Consider the following 20,181-nt stretch of genomic DNA (forward strand, 5'->3'; position numbering starts at 1 on the left):
TCACGGCGTGTCCTGGTCCTCGTCGTCGCGCCGCCGGGCCGGCCGCGTGCCGAAGGTCTGCACGGGTGGCGGGGCAGACGGTTCGGAGAGCCCTCGCCGTCCCATGCCCAGGTTTTCGGCGACCTGGATCTGGATGATCTGGTCGTCGGTGTACCGCGTCTCCAACCGGGTCCAGACGTTCAGCGAGGTGCTGCTGCCCCGGTCGATCGTGATGAAGCCGCCGTTGTTGGCAACGGACGTGGCGCCTGCTCGCCCGTACCGCCCCAGGTCGCCGCTGTGGACCGACAGCGTGTCGCGCGCGAAGTGCCCGGCGTTGCGGTAGCCGAGCAGGCGCATCTGCTTCATGAAGTCCGTGGCGCCGTACCCGCCGCCGACGTGGCAGATGCACCCCATGAACGACGCACCGGGGTTCTTCGCGTAGACCCGCTGGAAGATCTGCGACCGGTGCACGATGTCGCCGAACGCGTCTCCATCGACGACGACGTGAAGGGTCTTGTGCAGCACCCGGCCGTCCGGCAGGACCGCACCGGGGTGCAGCGGCGTGCTGAAGATGTTCTTGCTGCCGTGCGTGTCGAAGATGATGGGCCCCATCTTCGGCCCCTCGCGGTAGTCCTTCCACCAGGGCGCCACCACGAGACCGTCGTCGCGGCCTGCCCTGACCGCGTCGCTGCTGCTCTCGCCGGGCATGGAGCGCCAGACGTCCGACAACTGGTCGTCGGCCTGCGACCAGTCGAGAGTGGCCCGGTACTGGTTGTTCTTCTCGATGAAGGACACGCCGATCTCGTCGTTCTTGTTGTTCAGGACCGGACGCTGGTTCACGTTGCGCACGTAGAACCGGATCGTCTCGCCGCTCGAGAAAGTACCCGCGAGGTTGTGGTCGCTCTCGTTGACCTGGCCCTTGACGACGTGGTAGCCGTCGGTCCACTGGTCCACGTAGTCCATGACCGAGGGCAGCGTGCCCGTCTTCGGCTTGGCCTGGCTCGAGGACTGAGCGGACGGCTGCGGCGGCGGCGGGTTGGACGCGGACGGCTGCGGCGGCGGCGGGTTGGACGTGGACGGCTGCGGGGGCGGGTTGGACGCGGACGGCTGCGGCGGCGGGTTGGACGCGGACGGGTAGGACGAGTAGGGGTAGGACGAGTAGGGGTAGGACGTGGACGGGTAGGACGTGGACGGCTGCGGCTGCCCGCCGGTGGAGCTCGACCCGCCGGGCTGGGCCGGACCGGTCGTGCTCCCCTGCTGGGGGGTCGACCCGGCCGGGTCGTACGTGGTCCCGCTCGCGACCTTCCCGACGTTGTTCTCGTAGGTGATCCAACCGCCGTTGTCGCCGACGCCGACGGAGCTGCCGGTGCCGAGCTGCACCGGCCCGTTGGCGATGTGCACCTTGTTCCGGAAGCCCTGGTCGCGCAGGTGCCGGACGAACTCGTCCACCGTCGTCGCCCCGACGTCGTTGACGTTCAGCAACAACGCCAGCGACCGGGACGGCTGGGCGGCCAGCGCGCTGCGGAAGTTCTTCGAGTCGGTGAGCAGGTGCGCGTAGCCCTGAGCGCTGGCCAGCCCGTCGATCGGGGCCTCCGAGTAGCCGAACGGAACCACGAACGCTCCGGTCAAGCCTTCGACGTCCACGAACAGCGGCCCCTGGCCGTTGTTCGCGTAGTCCTCCACCCAGGGAGCGCGGGCGTCGTGGTCGGGACGTGCCAGAGCGCTGGCGTCCGAGATGTGCTCGCCCGGCATGGTCTTGACGACCGTGTCGATCTTGGGGCGCTTGTCGAACAGCACCTGCAAGTGCGCGGCCTGCGTCACGTCGCCCGACTGGACGATGCCCAGGAAGCCAGCGCGCTTGTTCGTCATCGGCCACTCGAACGTGCTCGTGTCCTTCGCGGTGATCACGGTCGTGCCCCCGGTGCGGCGCATGCGCACGGAGACGGGCCGGGGCGGGGTGGTCAGGGGTGTGGAGGTCGTGACCGGGTCGCTGGAGGGCGCGGTGGAGGTGGACGGCTGGGGGGGTGCGGTGGAGGTGGACGGCTGGGGGGGTGCGCTGGACGTGGACGGCTGAGGGGGTGCGCTGGACGTGGACGGCTGAGGGGGCGCGCTGGACGTGGTGCCCTGGTGGGGAGGCGGCACGTTCGGAGCGAACGTGGTCGCGCTCGCGGCCTGCTTGACGCCGTTCCGGTAGGTGATCCAGCCGCCGTTGTCACTGACGCCCAGTGTGCTGTTCTTGCCGATCTCCACCTGCCCGTTGGCGATGTGGATGTCGTTGCGGAAGCCCAGGGCGCGCATGGCCTCGACGAACTGGTCCATGGTCGGACCCAGCTCCTTGACACCCACGAACAGCACCAGCGATCGGGACGGCTGCTCGGCGAACCCCCGGCGGAAGGAGGGCGAGTCGGTCAGCAGCTCCGCGAAGGCCCTACCGGTCGCCAGCCCCTCGCCGATGGAGGACCTGGTCGGAACCACGAACTGCATGTGCTTGGCGCCGAGATCCAGGAACACCGGTCCCGTGCCGCCGTTCGCGTAGTCGGCTGCCCAGGGAGCGGGAGCCACGCCGTTCCGGCGTGCCAAGCCGTTGGCCACCTCGACGGACTCGCCGGGCTTGGTCTTGACGACCGTGTCGATCACCGGGCGCGCGCGGAACAGGTCTCGCAAACTCTCGGTCTGCAACGGATCGTGCGAGTAGACGATGGCCTGGTGGTCGCCGCGGGAGTTCCTGATCGGCCGCAAGAACACGTCGCGTGCGGTGATCGTGACCGTGGCGTTGAGGTCGGGCACGTACACGACGACGTCGTGGAGCGGCCCGGTGAAGGGCGAGGACGTGCCCGGCTGGTTGCCCTGCGGAGTGCTGCCGGAAGGCCCGCTGCTCTGCTGAGGCGGCGGGTTGTACGAGCTGGAGGCGTTGTACGTCCCGTCGTAGGGAGGTGTGCCGTACGTCCCGTCGTAGGGAGGTGTGCCGTACGTCCCGTAGTACGGAGGTGTGCCGTAGGCGCCGTAGTACGGAGGTGTGCCGTACGTCCCGTAGTACGGCGGCGTGCCGTACGCCCCGTAGTACGGAGGCACGCCGTAACCGGTCGTGCCGTAACCGGTCGTGCCGTAACCGGTCTGGGGCGGTGGGCCGTACGACCCGGTCTGCGGCGGTGGGCCGTACGACCCGGTCTGGGGCGGTGGGCCGTACGACCCGGTCTGGGGCGGTGGGCCGTACGACCCGGTCTGGGGCTGGCCGCCGGGAGCCGTGCCCTGCTCGTCCTGCTGGATGCGGCTGATCTGCTCGGCGGTGTAGGCGGTGTTCCGCACCGGCGCGGTGGTCCGGTCCTTGCGGTTGACGAACCAGCCGCCGTTGCCGGCGACGCCGATCGAGCCCGTCGGCGTCACTTCGACGACGCCGTTCGCCACGTAGACGTCACCGCGATAGCCGAGCTCTCGCGAGGTCGCCACGAACTCCTCGAAGGCGTCGCCGAGGTCGGCCTGGTTCGCGCTGATCACCAGGGACCTGTTCGGCTGCTCGACCATCTGCCGGCTGAACGCGTGGCTGCCCGACAGCAGCATCGCGTACGCCTTTCCGGTGACCTCGACCTCGCTGATCCGCCCGTCGCCCCGCTTCACCGGGACGATGAACTTGCCGTCGCGAGCCTTGACGTCCAGGAGCGCGGGCCCGGTGCCGTCGTCGACGTAGTCGGCGGTCCACGCCGCCTCCACCTCACCGTCCGGCCGTCGCTGAGCCTTGCTCTCCGCGTCGGCCACGCTCTCGTCGGGGAGCGTCTTCACGATGCGGTCGTGCTGGTCCTTCGTCGCCGCCCACTCCTGGATGCCCTTGATGCGCGAGGACTTCGGGGAGAAGACGAAGCCCATCCTGCGTCCGCGCCGGTCCTTGACAGCGCCGACGTTCAGGTCGTCGAAGCTGAACGAGATGACCTGTTCGCTGTCGCGGACCTTGCCGCTCACCTTCAGGGACGGCTTGTGCTGCTGCTGGGTGTTGTTGGACTGCCCGCCGCTCTGCGGGGGGCGGGGCGGCGTGCTGCTCTGGCCGGTCTGGCTGCTCTGCGGCGGGCGCGGGGGTGTGCCGGTCTGGCCGGTCTGCGGCGGGCGCGGAGGTGTGTTGGTCTGGCCGGTCTGCGGCGGGCGCGGAGGTGTGCCGGTCTGGTCGCTCTGCGGGGGGCGGGGCGGCGTGCCGGTCTGGCCGGTCTGGCCGGTCTGGCCGGTCTGGTTCGCGTTCTGCTGACCGGTGCTCTGCTGATCCGTGCCGGGCTGCGGGGCGGGGGGCGCCGGCGGGGTGGTCATGGCGGCGACCTGGGCGGGCGTGAACGTGCTGGCGTCCTGTTGCACGACCCCGTCGTTCCGGTAGGACTTCCAGCCGCCGTTGTTCGCCACGCCGATCCGGCCGTTCGGGGTGAACTCGACGCTGCCGTCGCCCACGTGGAACGTGTTGTCGTAGCCCTTCTCGCGCAGGGCCGCGATGAGCTCGTCCACCGCGCGCCCGGCCTGGTGCAGGTCGGTGACGATCAGGACGGACCGGCCGGGGTGCTTCGCGTGCAGCATCTGGAACGGGCCGGACTCGTCCATCAGCGTGGCCAGCCCGCGGCCGCTGACGAGCACGTCCATGGCCTTGTTGTCCTGGTCGCGAGCCGGGACGGAGAGCTTGTTCTCCTGGGCCTTGTAGACCAGCACGACGGGGCCGTCGCCGCCGTCCGCGTAGTCGTCCAGCCAGGGCGAGGGCGCGATGCCGCCGGGCCGCGAGTCGAGCTTCGCCTCGGCCTGGGCGGGGGTCTCGCCGGGCAGCGTCTTGACGATCTCGTCGTGCCGGTCCTTCTGCGCGTTCCACTTGCGGACCGGGTCCGTCATGGCCGGCCGCCGGGAGTACACGATGGTCGTGGCGACACCCCTGCGGTTGCGCACGATCTCTTCGAGGAGGTCGTCGGCGGAGATGGTGGTCGGTTCGCCGTTGTCGATCCGCTCGCCCCGGACCGGGGTGATCTCGGGTTCCGGCGCGACGTACGGCGGAGTGCTCGGCGTCGCGGACTCCGGAGCGGGCGGGGTCGGCTGCGGCGCCGGAGCGGGCGGGGTCGGCTGCGGTGCCGGGGCGACCGGTGACGGCGGCGTCTGGTCGACCGGCGAGAGCGGCGGCGTCTGGTCGACCGGCGAGAGCGGCGGCGTCTCGGCGTCGCTCGACGACGTGGACGGGGAGTCGGGCGTCGGCGGCGCCTGCTCGGCGGCCGTGATCTCCGATGCCTCGTCCCCGGTGAACCGGGTGCCGTCGTTCCACCGGAGGGTGGTGCCGGTGAAGGTTCCCCACCTGCCGTTGTCGGCCACGCCGATCCGGCCGTTCCGGGTGAGTTCGACGCGGCCCTCGCCCACGTGGAACGTGTTGTCGTAGCCCCTCTCGCGCATCTTCGCGACGAAGTCGTGCAGGGCGCGCCCGGCCTCGTGCAGGTCGGTGACGATCAGCACGGACCGGTCGGGGTTCTTCGCGTACAGCATCTGGAACGGGCCGGACTCCTCCGTCAGGGTGGCGACCGCGTCACCGCTGACGAGCACGTCGGCGACGTCGCCCTCGTGGTCGCCGGCCGGAACGACCAGCTTGTTCTCCTGCGCCCGGTAGACCAGCACGATGGGGCCGTCGCCGTCGTCGGCGTAGTCGTCCAGCCAGGGGGCCGGAGCGGTACCGCCAGGACGCGAGCCGAGCTTCGCCTCGGCCTCGGCCAGGGTCTCGCCGGGCAGCGTCTTGACGATCTCGTGGTGCCGGTCGCTGTGCGCGGCCCACTGGCGGACGAAGTCCGTCGCGACTTGCCGCTGGGAGTACGCGATGGTCGTGGTGGCGCCCTTGCCGTTGCGCACGACCGCCTCGACGACGTCGTCCGCCGAGAGGACGACCGGCTCGCCGTCGTCCATCCGCTCGCCCCGGACCACGGTCGCCTCGGGTGCCGGCGCCACGGGCGGCGAGGTGTTCGTCGTCGCCGGCTGTGGCGTCACCGCGGGCTGCGGTTCGGGCGTCGGGGCGACCGGCGACGGCGGCGCCGAGTCGTCGTACGTCGCGGGGATGTAGGAGTACGGCGGCGTGCCGTCGGGCAGGGGCGAGAGCGGCGGCGACCCGTGCGGTGACCCCGACTCCGAGGACACAGACTCCGAGGACTCCGTGGGGGACGGCGGCGGCGTTCGCTCGGCGTCCAGGATCTGGTTGATCTCCGTCGCGGTGAACCGGCTGTCGGTGTCCCAGCGGATCGATCCGTTGACGTAGGTTCCCCACCCGCCGTTGTCGAGCACACCCACCCTCGTGGGGGTGGTGCTCGTCAGGGCCACCGGGCCACCGGCGATGTGGATCGGGTTCCGGTACCCCAGCTCGCGCAGGGTGTTCGCGAAGCGCACTCCCTGGAGGCCGATTTCGGCGGCGTCGATGGTCAGGACCAGCGAGCGGTTGGGACGTCCTTCGAGCATCCGCCGGAACCTGCTGGAGTCGTCCAGGAGGTGGGCGAAGGCCCTCCCGCTGATCGCGACGTCCTCGTCCTGCCGGCGGTCCTCGACCGGGACGACGATCTGGCCCAGATCGGTCTTGAAGTCGATGATGACGGGGCCGGGGCCGCCGTTGTCGTAGTCCGCGGCCCACGGCGCGTACACGGCTCCACCGGGCCGGCTCGACGCCCTGTCCGCCGCGTCCGTGACGGATTCACCGGGCAGCGTCCTGATGACGGTGTCGTGGACGGGCGCGCTGTCCAGCCACTCCTGGACCGTGCGCCTGCTCTCGGGGTCGCTGCTGAAGACGAGGCCGGTGCGATCGCCGTTCCGGTCGCGCACGGCCTGCTTGTCGACCGCGTCGAAACTGAAGGTGATCTCCCTGCCGGTGCGCAGCACCCTTCCCGTCGCCCGCGTCGGACCGCTCCGTCGCGAGGGACCGTCCGACGCGTCGTCGCGCCGCTCGGCGGTGTCGCGGGTGCGCGGCTCCCCGACGGTGCCGAAGGAGTCGCCGTTCGTCGTGCCGATCCACGCAACCCGGCCCCGGCGGTCCTCCACGAGGACCTCGCCGCGCGCGGCGCGCACCGGGCCGTCGTGCCCGGCACGCCGCAGGGCGGCCTGGAGCTCACCGGCCGGGCTGGTGCCGTCCTGGCGGACGTGGTCGGCGTAGCACGCCAGCGACACCACGGGCGTCAGGTTCGTGGCGCCGGCCTTCGACATCAGGCCGCTGCCGCGGATCAGCCGTTCCAGGACGTCGCCCGGCACCCGCTCCACGACGCCGTTGCGGCGCGTCACGTCGAAGCCGCCCCGCTCGCCGCCGTCGCGCTGGCCGTGGCCGTCGTGGATGAACGGGCGGGCCCCGTCGGGGCCGGTCAGCGACTCGACGGTGTAGTCCAGGCCCTCGGCGCCGTCGTCCCCGGTGTGCTCGCCGGTGTACCTGCGGTAGGCGGAGACGTCGTCGTAGACGGCCGTCGTGGCCATCTTCTCCGCGTCGCCCCTCCGCGACGGGAAACCGGCGCCGACGACGTTGCCCGCGGAGTCGTGCAGCGGCACGATCACGACGTCGTCCGCCGTGAGGTCGTGGTACGTCGGCAGTGCGGTGTCGCCGCCGGTCGTCGTCGCCGTGTCCTCGCCGGAGCGCCGCGACGGTCCGGCGCCGTCGGCGTACACCAGGCCGGGCAGCCTGCCGGGGGCGAACCTGACCAGGGGCTCGGCGCCGCTGCGCTCGTCGCCGCTGTGCCGGTCCACGATCGCCTGGTAGATGCGCTGCTGGGCCTCGTTCTGCGGCTTCCAGTACAGGTGGGCGCCGTGCTGCACACCGGCGTTGCGCTGCACCATCAACCAGGTGATGGCCTCGTACGCCTCGTCCGTCATCCGGCTGTCGCCGGACACCAGCACGTTGTACACGTCGTGGTCGCCGGTGATGTCGGCGAACGCGCCGTCGGGGGTGCGCTGCTTGATCACCTGGCCGTCGCGCTGGAACCGACCGCTCTCCTCCAGGGCCGCGACCTCGTCGGCCAGGGCCGCGTACTCCTCGCTGCGCCGCTGGAACTGCGTGCGGACCTTCGCCGCGTCCGCCGGCGGCATGGCGTCCAGCACGTCCTGCGGGGGCAGCACGGGCTGGAAGTAGCCGACGAGGCCGACGTCCTCGCCGCGCGCGCCGAGGTGGACGTCCCACGGCCCGATCGTCTTGGCCTTGACCTCCTTGGGCTTGGGGACGGCGCCCTTCTCCAGCCACGCCACCGAGGCGGGGTTGGTCGGGCGGACGTCCAGCACGAGCCCGAACCGGTCGGCCATGTTCTGCAGCCGCCGCTGGTTCACCACCGGCATGCCCATCTCGTCGCGCAGCCGGGTGGAGGAGATCGGCGTCGTGCCGTCCGCCACGGTGTCGCGCCCCTCCGGGGTGAGGTCCGCCAGGCGGGTCGCCCCGCTGTCGTCCAGCGAGTCGAACAGCTCCTCGACGAACCTGCCCGGCACGAAGTCGGCCGGCAGGTCCACGTGCGGCACCTGCTCGGGGAGCCGCGGGACCTCCTGCTCCGCGGACGCTTCCGACCCGGTGTCGGAGACGTCCGCGGCCGTCTCGTCCAGGACCTTCCGCGCCTCGGCGCGGTCGTCCTCGGCGAACTCGACCTGCCGCTCGACCTTCGACCGCTTCTTCTTCTCGGCGGTCAGCGCGTCGCGCGCCTCGCGCAGCGCCCGCGCCGCCGCGGTCACGTCGCGGGTCCGCGACGTGAGCTCCTCGGAGGCGGCGAGCCGCGTCGCCAGGTCGCCGGAGTCGGCGAGCTCCGCCAACCGCTTCGTCGCGGTCTCGTGCGCCTCCTTCGCGATCTGGTCCTCCGTCATGCGGCCGAACACGGCGCGCTCCAGCGGGGAGATCCTCCTGCCGATCTCCTCCAGCGCGCGGCGCCCCTCGGCGATCCGGGTGTCCGCGTCCGCGACCAGCGCCTCCGCGATCTCCGCCGCCGTGGCCGGCACGCCCTGCTCGCTCGTGGTGGTCGGGGTGCCGGGGGGCGTCGTCGTCGGAGGCACCCGGTCGTCCGGCTCGCTGCCGCGGCGAGCGGGGTCGTCGTGCTGCGAGACCGGTTCGGACGGGGTCTCCCGCACGTCGTCCGCCGTGGTGGGCGGGGTGTCGCGGTGGGCGGGGTCGCGCGGTCGGAGGTCGTTCAGCGCGATGTCGTCGCGGTCACCGCCCGGCAGGTCGTCGTCCTGCTGGACGGCCGGTTCGGGCGGGGTTCCGCCGGTCCCGCGCTCGTCGTTCTCCACCGCGGACGGGGTGTCGCCAGCGGTGTCGTCACCGGGAGTGTCGTCGCCGGGAGTGTCGTCGCCGGGAGCGTCGTCACCGGAGGGCGGCGCGGACTTCCGCGCGTGCTCGTCGTTGAACCCGTCGACGGCCCGGTCGAGCTCGGCCTTGGTCTCCATCCAGGCCCGCACGGCCTCCACGTGCGCGCCGTGGGCCTCGTCGAGCCGCTCGGCCGCGGCCTTCTTCAGCTCCTCCTGCGCCTCGATCACCGAGGCGTTCGCGCGGACGTCCCGATTGGCCAGCGTGCGCTCGGCCAGCGTCCTCGTGTGCTCCGCCCGCATCTCCTCCAGCCGCGCCTCGCCCGCGCGCACCTGACGGTCGAGCCGGTTCCACTCGGGCGTCAGGGACCGGATGGTCTCGAAGGTCGCCTTCTGCGCGGCGCGCGCGGACTCCAGCCCGGCGCGCGTGGCGGGGTTGCGCGGGTCGACCGCGGCCTCGGCCTCGGCGACCGCCTCCGCCTGGTCCTCGGAGAGGTCGGCCAGGGCCTGGAGGCGCTCGGTCGACCGGTCGCGCTCCGCCTCGACCTCGGACAGCTCCTTCGAGGCGGTGGTGAGCTGCTCGACCTCGGCGAAGCTCTGGTAGTTCAGCCGGTCGACCTCGGTGTTCAGCCGGTCGATCTCGTTGCGCGCCCTCTGCTGCTCGGCGGCCGTCCTGTTGATCGTGTCGACGGCGTCGCGCTCCGCCTTGTCGGCGGCGACCTTCGCCTCTCGCCAGGTGACCTGCTTGGTGGTCAGCTCGGTGCGCAGCCGGGTGATCTGCTCGGGCAGGCCCGTCCCCGGCTTGCCGTCGGCCTCCGGGAACAGCGCTCCGAGGTGCTGCTCGGGCACCCGCCACGTCGTGGACTCCGGCGCGTCGACCACGACACCGCGCTTCTTGCCGTCGACCTCGACCACGACGAGGTACTCCACGTCGTAGCCGACGAGACCGCTGGTGCCCGTGAAGGTCGCGGTCCTGCCCCTGGTGTCGGACACGTCGCTGCCGTCGGTCGTGGCGTCCTCGGCCGCGTGCTTGCTCTCCACCGGCGCCGTGTTGAAGCCGAGGTCGGGGCTCTTCGTGGACGAGACGCCACCACCCGCCGGCGCGGCGGAGACGTCGAAGGCGTCGCTCTGCTTGACGTCCGCGCTCGACGAGTGCGTCCGGCTGCGCAGGTCCCAGACCGTCACGCCGTCGCTGACCGCGTGCAGCCGGGGGTTCTTGAGCCGCGGGTAGATCTTGACGTCGGCTTCCTGCCCGGCCAGCAGCGCGTGGGCGCGCAGGCCGGGGACCGAGAACGGATCGGCGTGGTGGCCGAGCGTGCTGGGGACGTGGGCCTTCAGCATCTCCGGGGAGATCGCGGAGAACAGGGAGTGCGCACCCATGTCGCCCTCGCCGGTCAGCTCGGGCCGCGCTCCGGCGTCGCGCAGCGCGTGCGTCACGGCCTTGCGGATCGCCGCGCTGCCGCGCAGCGTCTCCACCGACGACATGGTCTGCATCACCACGGGAGCCTTGCCGCGGAACTCGTCCGGCGTCGGCGGCTCGGCGGAGACCTCGCTGGTCGTCGGCGCGAACGGCTTCGGGGGAGTACCGCCGGGGGTCTTCACGTCGTCGGCGAACAACCGCAGGGGCAGGCGCTGCGGCGTGGACGTGCGCACCGGCTTGCCGACCGGCTTGCCGCCCTTCATGACGGTCATCGTGAAGCGGACCGGCACGTCGTAGAGGGCGTTCGGACCACTGGCGAGGCGCACGTGGCCCTGCCTGTCGGTCACCGAGCGGTTCTGGACCGAGGACTTCGTCTGCGAGTAGTTGACGCCGCCGCTCGGCCCGATGTTCGTGCCGATGCCGGTGCCGGAACCGGTCGAGGTCCCGGTGCCGGTGCCCGTGCCGGCGTTCAGGTTGGCCTTGGTGGTGTCCGGAGCGCCGGACGCGGTGGCGCGCGCGCCCATGCCCCAGCCGCTGCCGGTGCCCTCGCTCTCGCTGACCTTGACCTGGCCCGAGCCCAGGTACTCGAAGCCGATGCCGTCGTTGATCACGTCGCGGAAGGTCGCGTCCTCGTCGATCTCGGCTTCGAGGAGGACCTGGTACGAGTCCTTGGTGAAGATCTTCGGGTCGTGCAGGAGCAGCGGGACGCCGCCGTCCAGCGCGCCGTCCATGAGCGACTGGACGCTGCCGGGGGTCGTGAAGTCCGTCAGCCTGCGCAGGTTGTTCATGGAGTCGTCGAGCACCGAGTCGGGCAGCAGCCGCTTGCCCAGCTCACCGAGGCTCTCGCGCAGTTCGTTGCGCATCTCCTCCAGGTCGGGGGACTCCTCGAACGCGCCGATGCCGATCGTCGCCGGTTCGCCCTTGCGCAGACCGGCCGGGGTCTCCAGGACGCCGGGCGGGTCGACCTTCTTCGTCAGCTCGGGCAGGAGCTTCAGCTCGCGGGCGTGCTGCTCGTTGAGCCGCAGGTACATGCCGCCCTCGACCTCGACGAGCTTGGCGCTGCCCTTCGCCTTCCCGCCACCCAGGGGAAGCACGTTGCGGTTCTTGCTCTCGCCGACGACCGTCCACTTCGCGTCGACCTGCACGAGCACCGAGCGTCCGGAGTACGGGGTGACCCGGTTGCGGTCCACGGACGCGCCGATCTCCAGGCCGCGGACCTTCGTGCGGAACCAGCTGCGCAGCTTCGCGCTGACCGTGAGGCCGCCAGCGCCGGTCGGCGTGCTGCCGCCGCGGATCGGCGCGCCCAGGCCCACGCCGAGGTCGTAGCCCTTGGTGACGCTCTTGCTGTACCCGGCCTTCACCGTGGCGCCGGTCGCGTTCTCCGTCTCGGTGTTCTCGTCGACGGAGATGACGACCGGGTTGCTCAGCTCGACCTTCAGGCCGACCGCGCCGACCCGGTCCTTCCAGCGCCGGCCGTACTTCAGGCCGCCCTCCTGGTCACCCGTGGCCATCAGCTTCCGCAGGTGCGCCTTCAGGTGCTCCGGGCTGAACATCCGGTCGATCTGCCGACGGGACACCGTGCCGGGCTGGACCAGCGAGGAGTCGCCGTTCGCGGCTCCGGTGACGACGTCGATCCCCGCCTGGCGGACGGCGCCGGTGTGCGCGATGGCCACCACGTGCGCCCACTGGTCGCTGCGCAGCTTCACCGGGCCGGTCTCCGCCGGGGTCGTGCTGTCCGGAGTGGCGTCAGCGGTGGTGCCGTCTGGGGTGGTGCCGTCTGGGGTGGTGCCGTCCTGGGTGGTGCCGTCTGGGTCGGTGCTGTCCGGCGTGCGCTCCGGCTCGACCTCCGGGGCCGTCTCCGGCGTGCTGGTGCCGCCCTCGGCGCGCTCGGGCGCGAGCTGGTCCTTCCGCGCGGGCGGGGCCTGGTCGGTGCCGGTGTTCGGGTCGGTGACGTCGCCGGTCGGCGCCGGCGGGCGGGTGTCCACCGGGCTGGACGGCGCGGTGTCCGACGGCGTCGTGGGCGCGGTGCTGAGCGGGGAGTTCGACGTGGCGCTCGTCGGCGTGCTCGGCGCGGTGCTGGCGGGAGACGAGTCCGCGGACTTCGGCTTGATGTTGCCGAGCAGCTCGTTGACCAGCATCGGGTCCAGGTCGGACGTCTTCGGGTCCTTCGGCTTGAACTGCGACAGATCGGTCTTGGAGATCGCGAACTGCGACCACCACAGCCGCCCCCTGCCGCCCAGGGGTTCGATCTTCTTCGCGTCCGTGCCGGTGGTGTCGCCGGTCGTCGCCACCGTCTTCGGCTCGGGCACGCGCAGCTTCGGGTGTCCCGGCGACAGCCGCTTCACCCACGACCGGTGCCTGCTGAACGAGCTGATCTCGATGTCGAAGTCGAGTTCGACGTCGAAGACCTCGGCGTCGAGGCTGCCCGCGGTGGCCGTCGAGATCTGCGTGGACGGACCGGCCGCGCTCTTCTTGCTGCGGGTGTAGTTGTACTTCACGCCGCCCACGGGCGTCGGCACGACCGAGATGCCGTTCGCCTTCTTCGGGATGACGAGCTTGCCCTCGAGGCCGACGGAGGTCGCCTTGGTGCTGGTCTTCGCGGCGTCGAGCTTGGACGCCCCCGACGTCGCGTCGCGCACGGTGTGCTTCTCGGCCTGGCCGAGGTAGGTCTCCTGGCCGCGCCGCTTGGCCTTGACGACGATGTTGACGTAGTCGCTCGTCCAGAGACCGCGCCTCTTGATCCGCACCGGCACGCCCTCGCCGAGCAGGCTGTCCATCTGGCCGCGCAGAGCCGTCGGGCTCAGCTGCGCGGTCAGGTCTCGCTGGTTGGCCAGCTGCTGCGTCAGGTCGAAGGCGTTGCGGCCGATCTTGTTCTTGTTCTTGGACGAGCCCCAGTTCGGCAGGAAGTCCTCGAAGCCCTTCAACCCGCGCAGGGCGCTCTCGACCCTGCCCTGGACCTGCTCCAGCGCCGGGAACCGCCCGACGTGGACGTCGCCCGCCGCCCCGGCGGCGCCGAAGTAGGGCGGCAGGAAGCGCTCGCTGGTGTCCCTGCTCGTCGTGCTGGCGGAGCTGTCCAGCACCGAGCCCTCGTCGGTGGGCGCGAGCTGGGAGCGGATCAGCTGCGAGTCGTTCGCCTGGGAGCCGTTCTCGGTGGACGGGTGGTCCCCGTCCCACAGCTCGGGTGCGCCGATCGTCGGGATGTCCAGGGTGGACTGCTGGGCCGAGGACTCCTCGGTGCCGGTCCGGAGGACCGGATCGAGGACCGACCTGGCCGAGTCCACGGGGGCGCTCGCCGTGGACCGCGCGTCATCACCCGCGGCCCGGCTGGACGGCTGCCCGGTGAGCGTCGGCGCGCCGGACCGCGTTCCGTCGCTCGACACCGTGGTGGACCGCTCCCTGGTGAACGACGGCGCGTCGTTGTCCTGCGGCGCGACGGAGCGCGCGTACACCGAGCGGGTGTCCTCGGCCACGGACTCCGGTGTGGACCCCGCTTCCTGCTGCTTCGGCCTGGTGAACAGGTCGGGGGTGCCGGGCGGCACGGGGAAACCGGCGTCCTTGGCCTCCGACAGCGGGATGCGCATGAAGGTGGTGGTGCGGATCGTGACCGGGTCGCCGTGCGGCGAGTGCGCCACGACGTCGATCTCGACCTCGTACATCCCCGCCGTGTCCCTCGCGAACAGGGCCGACTTCTTGGAGTCGGAGTTGCCGGCCGGGGAGGTGTCCGCGGTGCGCGTGGAGAACGAGGTGGTGACGCCACCGGTCCCGCCGACCGAATCGATCATCGACGACGCGACCACACCGCCACCGGCGCCGGCGGCCACGTCGAACCCGGTCTTGGACGTCGACTGGACGCCGCTGTCCGTCGTGACGGTGTTGAACGTCCTGGTGTGGCCGCTCGACGTGACGCCCGCGAGCTTCGCCGAGCGCATCACGGCCGTCAGGTTCGTCGCACCGGCCCGGCTGCCGTGCGGGCTGAGCAGGTCGGGCGACTGCACCCAGCCGTGCAGCATCCTGCTCGTGTGGTCGCGCAGGAACGACGGGCTCAGCACGTGCTTCAGCTCGGTGCGTCCCGGCGCGCCGATCTTGGTGATCGACGGGTGCATCGTCGAGCTCACGGCCGCGAACGGGTCCGGCGGGTGGATGACCACGGCCTCGGCGACCGCGTTCTCCAGGTCGGTGCCGGCGGACGGCGGCAGCGCGACCGGGGTCGTGGAGTCGTGCGTGTGGTCGAGGTCCAGCAGCTCGCCGGGGACGTGCAGCTTCACGCTGCCCTCGCTGACGAGCTGCGTGTTCTTGCTGCCCAGCGGGGTGACCGGCTGGTTGGAGGCGTCGGTGAGCGTCACGACGTAGCGGACCCGGGGCGTGAGGTTCTTCGCCGGTGAGCCGGAGTGGACCTGCCGGTTGTCGCTGGCGGTCAGCGACTGCGCGTGGCTCTCGGCGGGCGTGGCGAGCTGTCCCTTGACGGACACCTGGACGTACCCGCCCGCGCCCTGGGTGAGCAGGACGTTCGGGCCGACGTCGACGGCGTTGGCGAGGGTGGTCGTCTTGGTCGAGGTGATCTCGGCCTGGTTGACCGCCAGCGTCTTGCCGCCGAGCGCCGAGTCCTTCAGCTCCGCGTCGAAGTCGTCCGGCGGCACCAGGACCGCCTGCACGTGCGCCTCGTAGGCGTGGCCGCGCACCTGCACCGGGAACGAGCGGCCGTCGCCGACGAACGACGGGAAGTCCTGGCTCAGCGCCGAGCTGATCGCGTCGAGGCCCTCGACCGGCTTCGAGGCGGAGTTGGAGAGGCGCCTGGCCTCCGCGGCGCGGACCAGCCGCTCGACGTCGTCGACGGCGTTGCCCGCGTCGACCTCGTCGGCGCCGATCGTGCCGAGCGACTTGTTCTCCGTGAAGAACGACGGCAGGCGACCCGCGGGCCACGACGGCTCGCCCGCGGCTGCCGTCCCGGTGGTGCCGCCGTCCTGCGGAGCGTCGTCGCCCCGGCGGTCGGCGTCGTTCCCCTGCTCGGCGTCGTCGCCCCGTTCGGCGGTGGTCTCCGGCCGGGTGGTCGTGTCCTGGCCGGTGCCGGACTCGCGCTCGTTCGCGTCGCCGGACCGCTCGGCGTCGTCCGTCACCGGCACGGTGGGGGAGGGGTCGATGCCCGCGTTGTCCACCGCCGCGACCGGCCGGTCCGTCACCGCGGCGTCGTCGCCGCCGCGGGCGAGCAGGTCGGCGTCCTCGTCCGTGCCCGGCACGTGCAGGAGGACGTCGCCCCCGCGGCCGGTGGTGCCGGTCTGCATCGACCAGGCGGCCAGGACGTCGTCGACCTTGGCTCGGTCGCCACCGCTGACCCGCGCAGCGGCGTGCAGGGCGGTCGTGGTCAGGCCACCGGGACCCGACAGCGTGCTCGGCACGGGGTTCTTCGGCGCGTCGAAGCTGTGGAACCGCCCCTTGTCGTAGAGGCCGAACTCGCCGAACTCGCCGACGAACCCGCCCCTGTCGCCCATCAGGATCGCGCGCAGGACGCCCTGCTCGTTCAGGCCCTGCTTGATGCCGTCGGCCGTCTTCGACGACCAGGAGGCCACCGGGCCCGTCCGGTCGTCCGGGTTCGTGTTGAGCGTCAGCACGAGCACCGGCACGTCGGTGTCGTTCCCGAGCTGCTTGCGCACGACCTCGTGCGCTCCGGCGATGCGTCCGAAGCCCTCGGGGGCCACCTCCACCGTCTGGCCGTTGGCCAGCCGCAGCGAGTGGTCCCGGCCGTCCGTCTCGGTGATCAGCAGGGGCAGCGGCCTGCCGTCCGCGCGCTTCGGGAGATCCACGTGGTCGGCGCTCGTCGCGGTCTGGTCCGCGGAGCTGAGGTACGTGCTGAACGTGTTCTTCCGCGCGTGCTTCGCGAAGGTCTGGACCGCGTCGTCCGTGCGGCCCGCTCCGGGGAAGTACGTGGCGGTGCCGTTCTTGCCCAGGTCGAGCGGGATCGCGACGACGCCCCGCCACGCCACCTCCACCTGCCTCGGGTTCTGGCTCGGGCGCGGGTAGTGCTGGAACACGGCCTTGCGCGGCAGACCCGCGCCACCGGTCTTGACCATGCGGAAGACCTCGGTGGGCGCCGCGCTGACGCCGAGGTCGTGGCCGCCCTCCTTCAGGAGGTTCCACAGCCGGGTCGCGCCGGACGAGCCGTCGCGGGTCGGCCGGTCGGCGAAGCAGGACGCGAGCAGCACCTCGCCCCGCGTGCCGCCGTCCTCCGGCAGGACGCTGCGCGTGGACATGGCCTGGACGACGGAGGAGTACTGCACCCGGAGCTGGTCGTGGCCCTTGTAGCCGACGTAGGCCGAACCGTCCTTGTCGTCGCCGTGCACGACGATCTCCAGCAGCGAGTCCTGCTTGTCCGCGAGAGCGGCGGCCCAGGGACCGGCCTTCTTGGACCACGTCGTGCTCAGGTCGCGCTGGATCTTCGTCTTGGGGTCCCGGTTCTCGTCGATGTCACCGGGGGTGGTCCAGTAGCTCTTGCGCTCCTTCGTCCCGGCGTTGCCGATCCACTCGGCGTTCATCGTCCGGTCGCCGGGCTCGCTCGGGAACTCGGCCACGGCGTACCGCGAGCCGAACTCGCGGTGCTCGACCAGGTCGAGGTCCCACGGCGACGGGTTCGGCGGGTCCTGCCGGACCAGTGCCCCGCCGTTGGTGAGGCCGAACGCGCCGCCCCTGCCGAGGTAGCCGTCGGTGGTGCCCATGAGCATCGCGCGCAGCAGGCCATTCTTGCGCATCGACTGCTGGAGGTCGCTGATCCGCGCGTCGACGTCGATCTCGGAGTCGGCGACCACGCGGGGCGAGTCGTTGAGCGTGACGTGGACGATCGGCCGGCCGTGCCTGCCGACCAGCTCGCGGAAGGTCGAGTTGGCGGCGATGAGCGCGCCGAACCGCTGACGGGTCACCCGCTTGTCGCCGCCACTGAACTGGGTGCCGAACTCGTAGACGTCGGTGCCGTCGGTGTGCGCGATCAGCAGGAACGGCGACGAGTCGTTCGCCCCGACGGTCCGGAACTCGATCCCGCTCGAGTTCTCGTCGCCGTCGCGGCTCGTGTACGTCTCCACGGCCTGCCGGGTGATGCCCTCCGCGAAGGCGAACCTGCTGGCGTTCTTGCTCTCGTGCGACCGGTACACGTAGGCGCCGACGGCGTGGCCGTCCGCCGTGGTGAAGCCCTGGACGAAGATCCGCTCGGGGTCGATCCTCCCGGTCTCGACCTTCGTGCCCGCGGCGGGCCGGACGAGGACGTCGTCGCCGTCGGTGCGCTGTTCGGTGGTGGTGTCGGTGGAGGTCGTGGGGGTGGTGGTGCCGTTGGTGCCGGGTCGGGTGCCGAACCGCTGGAAGGTGCCGCCGTCGCGCAGGCCGGTCCAGCCGGTGCTCTTGCTGGTGTAGACCTTCGTGGTCGCGCCGTAGGTGTCGTTCTTGTGGCCGAGTTCGCGCATCTGGTCGGCGAAGGACTGGGCCTGGGTCTTGGTGCTGTCCTCGGTGTCGGTGCTGGTGCCGGTGGTGCACTGGAGCATGACGACGGGGGTGTCGGGGGTGGCGTTCGCCTTGGCCATGAGGCCGGTGGCGTCGACGATGCGGGCGATCTGGTCGCCGCGCAGGGGCTTGACGCCGTTGGGGGTGGGCACGTCGATGCCGCGGGCACCGGCGTGGCCGTCGGTGTAGAAGGGCTTGCCGACCCAGGGCGCCTTGACGTCGGTCCAGTCGCCGGGCTTGCCACCTCGGTCGGGAACCGCGCCGGGGTACTGGCGGTAGGTGGAGTCCTGGTCGTTGGTGGCGCGGTTCTCCGCGCTGGCCTGCATGAACTCGGCGTCGCCGGTACGGGTGGGGAAGGCGATGCCGACGACGTTGCCGTTCTTGTCGGTCAGCGGCTTGTAGCCGACCTCGATCACCGAGCCGTCGTCGTCCACGAAGGGCACGTGGGACAGGTCGTCGGTGTTCGGCTTCGCCGGCGGCGCGTCCGGGGCGGCCGTGCCGCGCTCCCGGACCTCGCTCCCGGTGGTCGTGTCGTCGCCGGGGATCGAGCGCGTCTCGTCCTCGTCGGAACGTGTGTCCGGTGCGGTCTCGTCGACCGTCGTCAGGCCGTCTGCCAGGTCGTCGGCGTCGGCGAAGGCGTACTCGTCGGGGAAGAGTCCGTTCTCCGCGACGTTGTCGCGCAGTTCCTGCTCGGTCAGTCCGGGGATGCTGCGGTAGCGGCCGAAGTTGTCGTGGTAGGTCAGGCTCGGGTCGGCCAGCGCACCGGCGCGCTGGATCTCGTGAACGGTGTGCATGCGGCTGGGCAGCATGTGGCCCATCAGCGCCAGTTGCAGCTTCGCCAGGTCGACGTCCACGCCCCGCTGCTGCTGCAACCGCTGGGCGAACTTCAGCAGTTTGTAGGCCGAGCCTGACGTTCCACCCATGACCATGCCGCCGGTGCTGTGGGTGTTGCGCTGGAAGTCAGAGCTGAGGGCCAGGTCGAACTGCTTGTCGATGGAGAGCCAGCGCAGCGCGCCGTTCTCGTCCACGGCGATCGCGCGCTCGGCCTCGCTCAGCGGCGGGCGCACCTCGTCGGGGCGACGGCTGGTGACGAGCAGGCGTGCCGCGTCCTCCACCCGCTGCAACCGCTGCTCGTGGGTCGCGTCCTGGTCGGCGACCTCGGCGTCGTAGTCCTCCTGCGCTTCGGTCGCGCGCAGCTCGCGCTGACCCGGCGTGAGGTTCTGCTCCTGCACCGCGCGCTCGTGCTCGGCCCTGGCCGCCTCGATCTTCTCGTCGCGCTGCTGCGCGTCCGCGTACTCCGTCGTCTGCTCGGCGTGGTCGAGCGCGGCGCGCGTCTGCTCGACCAGCTCGGCGTGCTGCTCGTCGGTCATCGCGGCCAGTTGCCGGGCACGCTGCATCGCGTCGCGGACGACGACGAGGGCTTCGGCGCGCTGGGAGTCGTCCTGCGACAAGTGGCGGAGTGCGTCGGCGTACTTGTCGGACGCCCTGGTGTACTTGCGGTCGGGTCGTTCGGAGGTGATCTCGGGCGGGAACGGGTCCTCGCCGAGCAGGGAGTCCAGGACGCCGTGGCGCACGATCGACCAGTACAGCGTCATCCGCTCGCGCGGAGTTCCGCTGGAGACGATGCGCTGCCCCCGGTCGACGCCGGTGCTGTCCATCGCGCCGACCAGGGAGGGGTCGGTCTCGCCGATCTGCTCGCGCGACGCGGGGGACATGGCGTTCCAGGCGGTTTCGAGCACCTTGGCCAGTTCGGCGTTCGCGCCCTCGTGCTGGGCGAGGTACTGGCCCAGACGCTCTTCGAAGACCTCGGCCCGCTCGAAGAACTCGATCCTGGCCCTGGACCAGCTCTCGTCGTCGAGCGGGTCGAACGGGGCGCTGTCCCGGTTGGGCCGGGCGAGGATCTCGTCGGTGTCGGTGCGCTGCTCGGCAGTGGTGTCGCTGGACGGCGTGGTCGGCTTGGGCGTGCCGTTGGTGCCGGGTCGGTTGCCGAACCGCTGGAAGGTGCCGCCGTCGCGCAGGCCGGTCCAGCCCTGCGTGCGGTGGGTGTAGACCTTCGTGGTCGCGGCGTG

At 71.6% G+C, this 20,181-nt stretch carries 1 protein-coding gene (cut by a window edge); it reads right to left on the minus strand.

Features of this window, described 5'->3' with window-relative positions; all coding sequences use genetic code 11:
- A protein-coding gene (locus IMZ35_RS16135; RefSeq protein ID WP_229372028.1) for a hypothetical protein crosses the window boundary here: on the minus strand, positions 1-20,181 show its 3' portion. It continues 20,004 nt past the right edge of the window; only the last 20,181 of its 40,185 coding nucleotides appear in the window; the start codon falls outside the window, past its right edge; the stop codon is at positions 1-3.

It is taken from the genome of Umezawaea beigongshangensis, from assembly GCF_016464305.1.
GTDB classification, from domain to species: Bacteria; Actinomycetota; Actinomycetes; order Mycobacteriales; family Pseudonocardiaceae; genus Umezawaea_A; species Umezawaea_A beigongshangensis.